Below are 1,800 nucleotides of genomic sequence, written 5' to 3'. Positions count from 1 at the left end.
GAGGCTGACCCAAAAGTCTCTAAAATAAAGAAATAAGGATTTAAGAATGAAAATATCATTTTTAAATCCTTATTTTTGAGTTCATTCGTACTTTTCAACTGCCTATAGGCAGTTAATTTCCTTATGTTTATTGCCATTAATGCAAAACCTAACTCATTAACCACCTTGTCTTTTCCTCTAACAGAGAAACGAGTGAACGACAAATTAGCCTTTAGATTTCCAAAGGCTGGTTCTACATCAATTTTTCTTTGTTTATAAATTTTGCCTGTTTCTTCTGCATTGATAAGTGCTTTTGCGTGAGCTTTAAAATACTCCCAATTATAATTTTTTTGAATGACTCGATTTTTATTACTTTTAGCCTTTGTGCAGGATGAACGTATCGGACAATTTTTACAGCTTTCACATTCATATAATTTTAAATTTCTTTTGAAACCATACTTATCAATTCTTGTAGAATAACGTTTAAATTTTAAGCGACGATTGAGTGGACAAAAATAAACATCTAATAATTCATCATACCTCCAATTCGTTACGTTAAAAGGGTTGGTTCTATACTTCTTTTTTACTTCTTTTTGATACATCGTGTAGGTAATTAAAGGGATTCTTTCAAAGTCATCCATAATAGCTTGGTAATTTTCTTCGCTACCATACCCTGCATCAGCAACAATGTATTTTGGAAGTTTAAAATAATTATCTTTAATCGTTTCTAAAAATGGAATAAGTGTTTTAAAATCCGTTGGATTTTGGAATACATCATAAGCTAATACATATTGATTGTTCGTAGCAATTTGAACATTGTATCCAGGTTTAAGTTGCCCATTTTTCATATGATCGTCTTTCATTCTCATGAAAGTGGCATCGTTATCTGTCTTTGAATAGCTATTTCTTTTGTTTAATATGGCTTTTTGTTTTTGATATTTCTGTGTTCTAGTTTTAAAATCTCTGAATTGTTTAAGATATTTTCTTGGTTTAATTCGTTTATTTCTTAATGCTTTTCGTTTCTCTACATTATTCTCATTATTTATTTTATCAGTAAGATTACTCACTTCAGTTTCTAGAGAGTGTGTTATCTCTCTTAGATTTTCAAGATGTAATGGTTCGTCTTCATTCTGAATAGCAGGGATAATTTGTTCTTGAACAAGTTGATGATAAAGTTCTTTTGATTTATTTGTTAGGCTATCTTCATAGTTATTAATACTTTTCTTCCATACAAAAGTATATTTATTAGCATTAGCTTCTATTTTGGTACCATCTATAAAAATAGCTTCCTCATCAATTAATTTTTGGGTAACCAATTGGTTACGAAAATGAATAAAACATTCTTTCAATAAATCTTGTACATGAGGATTAACTCTAAAACGATTAATCGTTCTAAAATTTGGCATTTGAGATTGTGTTAACCAACGAGCACGAATACTATCTTTAGCCATCTCCTCAATTTTTCTACCGGAAAAAATGGATTGAGTATAACCACATAGAATCAACTTTAACATCATTCTTGGGTGATAGGATGAAGTACCCATATTATGCTGAAAAGGCTCAAAGGATTCCTCCGGAATACTTTCTACTAACTCATTGATGATAAAAACAATATCATTTTTTTCTAAATAAATTTCTAAATCCAGTGATAATGTGACTTGATTCATGTTATAATCTTTATACATAAATAGCACTCCTTTTTATTTGGTTAGACACCTTAATTATAAAGGAAAGTGCTATTTTTTTCGTCAAAAAAAGGAACAAAATCAAAAATAATTTTGTTCCTTTTACTCTTTTTTGGTAGACTTTTGGGTCAGCCTC

The 1,800-nt window shown here is 29.6% G+C and carries 1 protein-coding gene; it reads right to left on the bottom strand.

The genetic code is table 11. The annotated features are described in order from the left end of the window. Positions 1-1,664 (bottom strand): IS1182 family transposase (locus CBF36_RS12090; RefSeq protein ID WP_243638036.1); only part of this gene is annotated, 1,664 nt, incomplete at its 3' end. Positions 1,665-1,800: the final 136 nt, after the last annotated feature.

This window comes from Vagococcus bubulae (genome assembly GCF_003950315.1).
Classification (GTDB): domain Bacteria; phylum Bacillota; class Bacilli; order Lactobacillales; family Vagococcaceae; genus Vagococcus; species Vagococcus bubulae.
Note: the sequence above shows the minus strand (reverse complement) of the source record. Positions and strands in the feature narration are given on the sequence as shown.